8 protein-coding genes are annotated in these 6,619 nt (G+C 68.4%); 1 reads left to right on the top strand and 7 read right to left on the bottom strand.

Going from position 1 to position 6,619, the window contains the following annotated elements; genetic code table 11:
• Nucleotides 1–89 precede the first annotated feature (89 nt).
• The 7 genes from HLB44_RS31990 to HLB44_RS31960 form a co-directional block, all read right to left on the bottom strand.
• On the bottom strand, nucleotides 90–686 hold the full coding sequence (locus HLB44_RS31990; RefSeq protein WP_217283881.1) for a TIR domain-containing protein: 597 nt from the start codon (nucleotides 684–686) through the stop codon (nucleotides 90–92).
• A gap of 205 nt (nucleotides 687–891) precedes the next feature.
• Nucleotides 892–2,211: a DUF2325 domain-containing protein gene (locus HLB44_RS37625; RefSeq protein ID WP_343051683.1), complete on the bottom strand. Its 1,320-nt coding sequence runs from the start codon at nucleotides 2,209–2,211 to the stop codon at nucleotides 892–894.
• Between the two features lie 75 nt (nucleotides 2,212–2,286).
• Nucleotides 2,287–2,502, bottom strand: a complete 216-nt coding sequence (gene hemP / locus HLB44_RS31980; protein WP_173133151.1) for a hemin uptake protein HemP — start codon at nucleotides 2,500–2,502, stop codon at nucleotides 2,287–2,289.
• 67 nt (nucleotides 2,503–2,569) lie between these two features.
• A complete protein-coding gene (locus HLB44_RS31975) occupies nucleotides 2,570–3,283 on the bottom strand; it encodes a rhodanese-like domain-containing protein (RefSeq protein WP_173133148.1) in 714 nt (237 codons plus the stop codon).
• Between the two features lie 14 nt (nucleotides 3,284–3,297).
• A complete protein-coding gene (locus HLB44_RS31970; protein WP_173133145.1) occupies nucleotides 3,298–3,957 on the bottom strand; it encodes a hypothetical protein in 660 nt (219 codons plus the stop codon).
• Nucleotides 3,958–4,045: 88 nt separating this feature from the next.
• Nucleotides 4,046–4,819, bottom strand: coding sequence for a S1 family peptidase (locus HLB44_RS31965; protein ID WP_173133195.1), 774 nt, complete (start codon nucleotides 4,817–4,819; stop codon nucleotides 4,046–4,048).
• A gap of 18 nt (nucleotides 4,820–4,837) precedes the next feature.
• Nucleotides 4,838–6,013, bottom strand: coding sequence for an AI-2E family transporter (locus HLB44_RS31960; protein WP_343051682.1), 1,176 nt, complete (start codon nucleotides 6,011–6,013; stop codon nucleotides 4,838–4,840).
• A gap of 108 nt (nucleotides 6,014–6,121) precedes the next feature.
• Between HLB44_RS31960 and HLB44_RS31955 the strand changes: the two genes are divergently transcribed.
• Complete coding sequence (locus tag HLB44_RS31955; RefSeq protein ID WP_173133139.1) at nucleotides 6,122–6,601, top strand: response regulator; 480 nt, start codon at nucleotides 6,122–6,124, stop codon at nucleotides 6,599–6,601.
• The last annotated feature ends 18 nt before the right edge of the window (nucleotides 6,602–6,619 follow it).

Genomic DNA, 6,619 nt, shown 5'->3' with positions numbered 1-6,619 from the left:
GGACTTCACCCCGGCCCCATGGACAAGTGGACAAGCCGCTGACGCGTCTTGCCCACTTGCCCACAGGGCTCGACTACTACCAGCGATTCTCAACCCTGGATCCACACAAAACGACGAGGGACCTTCTCGATGACGGTTTTGCCCTCGCTCGGTTGTTCGTGAAGAATCACTGGCACCAAATCGATGCCCTCTACGAAACGAGCGACGGCCTGCTTCATGCCATCGTCATGCCCGTGCACGACGAAAGCTCTTCGTGTCGGCGCGCACGGAGCCGGCGCGGTGGAATTCGGTGCGGCCGGCTGCGCAGCATGCTCCTCGAGGCGCTCCTCGAACAAGTCGACGAGCCCGGATAGGTTTGTGGCTGAACGGTCGAGTTCGTGTTTGAAGGCCGTGCGGATACTGGCGATATCAGGTCCTTCACCCCAGTACAAGCCCATCGTGTCGAAGGAGCCGACTTGATAGCGGCTGAACTCCACGGTGCCGTGACCGAAGACGTCCTGGAGGGTGGCATCGACCTTCTTCGCGAGGGCTTCGATGTCGTTGTCCTTTCGCCCTTTCAAGTTGGCTACATCGAAGCCTCGCATCTCTTCGATGCGTCGTCGCAGCTTGGGAATTGCCGCACGCACTTGGGCGTCTGAAAGGGCCGCTGATTGAAGTGCTGGCGCGGAGGCCTTCCGTGTTGCCATCTTGGACGTACTCGCAAAAGTCTGTTGAACCGCCAGTACAGCAGTACAGCACTTTCCGGCCCGTGCAATCAAAGTGCACCGGCGTCACGCGGAGCCTCGTCGGGTCTCGTAGTCCTTTGGTCGTTGATTCGATCCCAGCCCGGCCTACCGATTTTCGTCGACGCTCCCGGCGCTGGAGCGGAGCGCCTGTGCCACCGGCGGCGCTCTAACGTGAAGGCCCGTTGTTCGTATCGGACGTTTCGACGGCGGATGCGCCGTCGGCGGCTTCATCCGCTGGCTGGCTGCCGTCGATGCGACTCAACACCCGCACCAACGCCCGTTCCAGCGCCGCCTTGCTCGGATTGGCCACGAAGACACAGCGCTTGCCGGTGCGCTTGCAGTGGTCCTTGACGCGCCAGTAGGCGTCGTGGCTGACGCAGCCGGTCTGGCAGATCACCAGGTCGGCGGCGGCGAGCGTGGCGTCGAGTTGCGCGACCTTGTCTTCCTCGCCGCCATCGTGGCGCAGGAAGCGTCCGCCGGTGCTTTCGACGACCTGCCGGTACGTCGGCACGCTGGCCGAGCGACCGCCGACGCAGAGCACCGCTCGATGGTTCAAGGTCGGCAGCGGCTCGGCCACGGCAGGGGCCGTGGGCGCGGCCTGGCGCAGCGCGGCCGCATCGGCCACGGCCTCGTCGGTGCGGCGGCGCTGGCGGTCGGCCTCCTGCCGCGCCTGCAGCAGCGCGCGCTGCAGCGCGTGGATCCGTTCGGCCTGCCCGCGGTTCTCGCGCGCCAGGTCGAAGCGCGTGCGCAGCTCGGGCGCGGCCTGTTCGAGGGCCACGATCTGCTCGCGCAGTTGCGCCAGCGCGGTATCGCGGCCGATCAGCTCGGCGCGCAGCCGCATCGTCTCGGCCTCGGCGCGCTCGATGCGGCGTGCCTGCTCGGCGCCGAGGCGTGTCGTGCGCTGCTGCGCTTCGGCCAGCGCACGGCCGAGCACGCCGTTTTCGTCGATCAGCGCCTCGAAGCGGGCGGCGTCGATGCGCGTGGCCATGCCGACCTGGTGCTGCAGCATGTGCACGTCGCCGAGCACGGCGTGCTCCAGCGCCTCGCTGCAGCGTGGATGCGTCATCACGGCCCAGAACGCGCCGGCCAGGTCCTTGCTCGCCGCTTCCTCGCGCCACCAGGCGGCGAGCGTGTCGGTGGTCTTCAGCTTGGCTGTGCGCTGCACGGTGAGCAGGTAGCGTCGGTCGAGCTCCTTCTGCAGGCCTTCGGCCAGCCGCGTGCGCTGGCGGCAATCGGCGACCACGCCGCAGTGCAGCTCGTAGTCGCCGGCCAGCGCCTCGCCGCCGAGTACTTTGTCCGTCAGGCGGCGCAAGGCGGCGATCGGCAAACACACGCCGATCAGCGGGCAGTGCGCGTGGCTGCCCAGCTCCCACAGGCGCCGCCGGCGCGAGCCGGCGGCCGGCGTCTCGGCGGGGGCGGGCAGGGGTGTCGCAGCGGGGCCGCCGGGCGGCAGCGTCGCCGGCGCGGCGGTCGAATGGCGCAGCACAGTGGACTCCTGGAGTCTTCGAGCACGTGCTGGCGGGCCTGGCTGGCGAGTGCGGTGGGGATGGGTTCGGCGTTGCTACTTGGTCAGGATCAGCTTGCCGAGCGAGGTGATGCGCAGGCGGTAGATCGCACCGTGGTGGTCGATTTCGATCTCGTTGCCGCCGCCGAGGATCGAGGCGCTGGCGAGTCGCGGGCAAGGTGCGCCGGCGCGCTTCGCAGCGACCGGCACGACGAGGGGCCCATCGGGCGAGGAGCATGCCGCGTTGGCGGCGAGTGGCAGGGAGCGGATCATGTTGGTGGGACTGTAATGCGAATCGTTCGCATTGACAATGGTCTGCTCCGACCGGCTTTTCCCGCTGCTACATGCTCGGCGCCGGGAACGCACCGGGCGGCTGCGGCGACGCATGCCCACCGCCATGCGGGGCCGGGTAGGCGCCGGGCTGTTGCCCCGGCGACGGCTGCTGCTGCCGCGCCGGCACCAGGTCGAGCCCCGCGCGCTGCCAGGCTTCGAGTCCGCCGCGGTACCACAGCACGTTGCGGTAGCCGAGCTGGATCGCGCGCAGCGACGCGTTGTACGACAGCCAGCACTGCGGGCCGCCGCAATAGAACACCAGCGGCACGGCGGTGTTGCCGCGGGTCAGCTGACGCAGCATGCGGGCCATCTGGGCTTGCGTCTGATCGTCGAAGGCGCCGGGCTGCGCGGTCCAGGCGGCGGGGATCGCGTTCGGCAGGGTCTGCGGGCCGCCCAGCGCGTCGAGCACGTGCATCGCCATGCCTTGCTGCAGCAGCGGCAGCAAGCCCTTGGTGGTGATCACCTGGCCGCCGGGGATCGTGTTCGGCGTCGGCCCGTGCATCGCGCCGGTGTGCAGCTCCTGCGCGGCGCGCACCCCCATGTCCTGGCGCTCCCAGGCCATCAGCTGGTCGAGCGGACCGTTGCTGGCGCGCGTGGCGCTGTCGGGGTTCAGCGGCAGGCCGTTGGGGCTCAAGCCCTGGGCGAGCGCGCACGGGCCGGCGAGCAGCGCGACGACAGCGGTGGCGGCCCAGCGGTGCAAGGTGTCGATCAGCGTGTCCATCGTGTGCACTCCGATCAGCGGGCGGCGTCCAGCCGCACCCAGCCGTTGCCGGCCCAGCGGTGGTACACGCCCTGGGCGTCCTGCGCGTAGGCGTTGTTCTGCCCGTCGCGATAGACCTGGCCGGCCGGCAGCGAGTGCGGCAGCATCTGCGTGGCGCCGGTCTGCGAGTCGACATAGGGCCCGACGCCGCGGATCGCCTGGTTGCTGTAGTTGGCGACGGCCGCCGATTGGCGCGCGCTGTTGTTGCGCCAGCCGGCGTTGTAGCTGTCATGGCCCTGCTGCACCGTGCGGTGGGCGGCCTGGTTGCCTTCGAACTGCGCCCGCTGCGCTGCCAGCGCACCCTGCACGTTGGTGCCGGCGGCCGTCATCAGGTCCCAGTAGGCGAACTGCTCGAAGGTGAACTGGCGGTTGCCCGAGGCGAGCAGCTGCCGGTACTGCTGCTGCAGGCGCGGGCCATTGACGCGCAGGTGCTGCTGCCACAGCTGCTGCTGCGCGTTGGCGTTCTGCCGCTGCATGTTGGCCAGCATCGACGCCTGCTGCTGGTCGAAGGCCTGGTTCGCCGCGGCGATCTGGAACAGCGACTGCGCATGCGCGGCCGGAACGGCGGAGGCCCAGACGGTCAATGCGCCCAGTGCGGCGAGGACCAGACGAACGGCGAGGGGACGGCGGCTCATGAAGATCTCCTGTGGCGGTGGTGCATGGGATGGCTGCACGATAGGAAGCCACCGTTAGAGCACCGTTAGAAGATCGCTTGATGCCGCGCTAAACCGCCGCCTTCCCCCTTGAATCGGGGGGCGCCACGCCTTCGACCCTCGCCTTCGGGTCGGTGAGCGTGAGCAGGATGTCGGCATACCAGGCGCAGTTCAGTCCGAGCGACTCGTCGAGCTGCAGGTCCCGGCCGCCCATGTCCATGCGGGACGAATGAACACCCAGCAGCTTCCAGGGCAGCTTGTCGGCTTCCGTGCTGCGCATCACGACCGGCGCACCGCTGGTGCCGCGATGGGTTCGCGCATCGGTCAGAAAGTAGCCCTGCCCCTGGAAGCGAAGCCCGAAGGACGACGCGATCGCGGCGTGCCGCACGACCGGCAAGTGGTGGAGCGTGTCGTGGAAGCCGAGGGGGAAACCAACGACGAGCAGCGAGCTGCCGACTTCCACTTCGTCGAGTGAGCGCTGGAGATGGGCCGGCGTGAAGCACTCCATCTCGACGTCGGCCGGGAGAACCGCGCGATCGAGCTCGATCACGGCGACGTCGATTTCGCCGGCGTCGTCCTTGCCTTGGCGCCAGATGCTCTTGCCATCCTTGTAGAGCAGGACCGACAGGCCGACCGAGCACGTCAGATTGGCCGCATCGGTGTGCAGCTCGATCTCGATACGGTCCGGATAGTGCTTCGTCGGCTCGTCGAAGACGACGTGCCGGCTGGTGACGAGGAACAGGCGGCCGTCGCGCTCGAAGAAGAAGCCGCTGGCGGCTGTCAGGGCGCGAGTCCCTTCGAACGTGGAAACACGGGTCGTGGTCAGCAGCAGGGGTTCGATCATTCGCATGGTGGGGGGCCTTCAGGTTCCGAGCAACTCGCCGACGGGCTTCAGGCTGTCGACCCGATCGCAGGCGGCCTTGACGATCATCAGGATCGGCACGCCGAGCAGCATGCCCCACACGCCCCACAGCCAGCCCCAGGCGAGCACGCCGATGAACACCGCCACCGGCCCGAGCTGGCTGGTCCGGCTGGTGAGCCAGGGCGTGAGCAGGTAACCCGACACCACGTGAATGCCCAGCGAAACGCCGGCGATCGCCAGCGCCATCTCCAGCGTGCCGAACTGCATCAGCGCGACCAGTGCCGCGCCGACGGTCACCACCAGCGAGCCGATGTACGGCACGAGGTTCAGCACCGCCGCCGCGATGCCCCAGACGCCCGCATGGTCGAGCCCGAGCCACAGGAAGGCGAGCCAGGTGGCCACGCCGACCAGCGCGCTGAGCAGCAGCTGCACCAGCAGGTAGCGCTGAATCTGCTCGGTGATCTCGTCGAGCGCCTGGATCGTGATCCGCTTCTCGCTGAAGGTCGGTCCGGCAATGCGCACCATCTTGCGGCGAAAGGCGCTGCCGGAGGCGACGAGGAAGTAGGTCAGCAGGCACACGGCGAGCGACTGCCCGACGAAGGCGACCAGGCCGCGGGTGCCGGTCCAGAGATATTCCTGGATGTTGAACTTGGCTCGAACGATCTGCACCTGCGTGACGCCCTTGGACTTAGTCACGGGCCCCGACGCAGCGTTCTCGTCGACAGCCTGTTCCAGCTGCGCAGCCGCCTCCTGCACCTTGTCCAGCGTGCCGCGGCCTGACCGGTCGGCGGTCAAGGTCTGGCGCAGTTTCTGCGCGGCGGCGGGCAGCGACTCGAGCAGTTCCGTCGCGTCGTCCGCCAAGGCGTAGGTGGTCCAGCCCAGCGTGCCGGTAACGGTCACCACTACAAGCGCGGCGCCGAGCCAGCGCGGCAGTTGCCAGCGTTCGAGCACATCGACCGCCGGCGACAGCGCGTAGCTGAAGATCAGCCCGAGCAGCAGCGGAATGATCAGCGCAGCCGCCCAGTGCAGCGTGTGGATCGCGAGCAGCAACGCGATCACCGCCAGCGCACCGCTGCGCACGTCGACCGGCATGTGCATCAGCGCGCGCGCGGGCGTCTCCACCTGCGCCTCGGTCGAGATCGCAGCGGCGCTGGGGTGGGTCGTGTCGTCGTCCACGGAGACTTGCACGGTACGGCGGACCATCGCGCATGAAGGTGGTCTTCCGCCGCGACTGGCTGTGGGTGCGGTCCTACGGACAGGCACGATGCTTGCCCCGCCGCCGCCATGCCCGATCTCAGTGAGTCGACATTGCCGGAATCGGCAGAGTTGCGCGTGCTCATCGTCGATGACGATCCCGATGTTGCCGATGCGCTGGCCGGCTTGCTCGAGCTGATGGGTTGCCGCACGACGGTCGCGTTCGGCGGCGAGTCCGGGCTGCGCATGCTGCAGCTGTTCAAGCCGGGACTGGTCTTCCTCGATCTGGGGATGCCCGGCTACGACGGCGTTGGCGTCATGCACCGGGCCAAGACCTTCGGCCAGGCGGACGGGGCCATGTACGTCTGTCTCACCGGCAACAAGTACGAGGAAGACCGGGCCCTGGCGTCGGGTTTCGACCGCTTCGTGCACAAGCCGATGACGATGGACAAGCTGTCCGAGATCCTGAGCGAGGCGCGCGCCCGATCCGTCGTTCAGGACCACTGGCGCCTGAAGTCGGTCGACGGCACCAGCAGCGCGTTCAGCGAAGCCGGTCCTCCGATGAACTGAGCCTCGACGGCGGCCCGA

Source organism: Pseudaquabacterium terrae (genome assembly GCF_013266755.1).
In the GTDB taxonomy this organism is placed as follows: Bacteria; Pseudomonadota; Gammaproteobacteria; order Burkholderiales; family Burkholderiaceae_C; genus Pseudaquabacterium; species Pseudaquabacterium terrae.
Note: the sequence above shows the minus strand (reverse complement) of the source record. Positions and strands in the feature narration are given on the sequence as shown.

Bases quoted from the DNA above. Each gene is read 5' to 3' on its own strand.
- hemP (WP_173133151.1), bottom strand. From the start codon at position 2,502: ATGATCCGCTCCCTGCCACTCGCCGCCAACGCGGCATGCTCCTCGCCC.
- HLB44_RS31975 (WP_173133148.1), bottom strand. From the start codon at position 3,283: ATGGACACGCTGATCGACACCTTGCACCGCTGGGCCGCCACCGCTGTC.
- HLB44_RS31970 (WP_173133145.1), bottom strand. From the start codon at position 3,957: ATGAGCCGCCGTCCCCTCGCCGTTCGTCTGGTCCTCGCCGCACTGGGC.
- HLB44_RS31965 (WP_173133195.1), bottom strand. From the start codon at position 4,819: ATGATCGAACCCCTGCTGCTGACCACGACCCGTGTTTCCACGTTCGAA.
- HLB44_RS31990 (WP_217283881.1), bottom strand. From the start codon at position 686: ATGGCAACACGGAAGGCCTCCGCGCCAGCACTTCAATCAGCGGCCCTT.
- HLB44_RS31955 (WP_173133139.1), top strand. From the start codon at position 6,122: ATGCCCGATCTCAGTGAGTCGACATTGCCGGAATCGGCAGAGTTGCGC.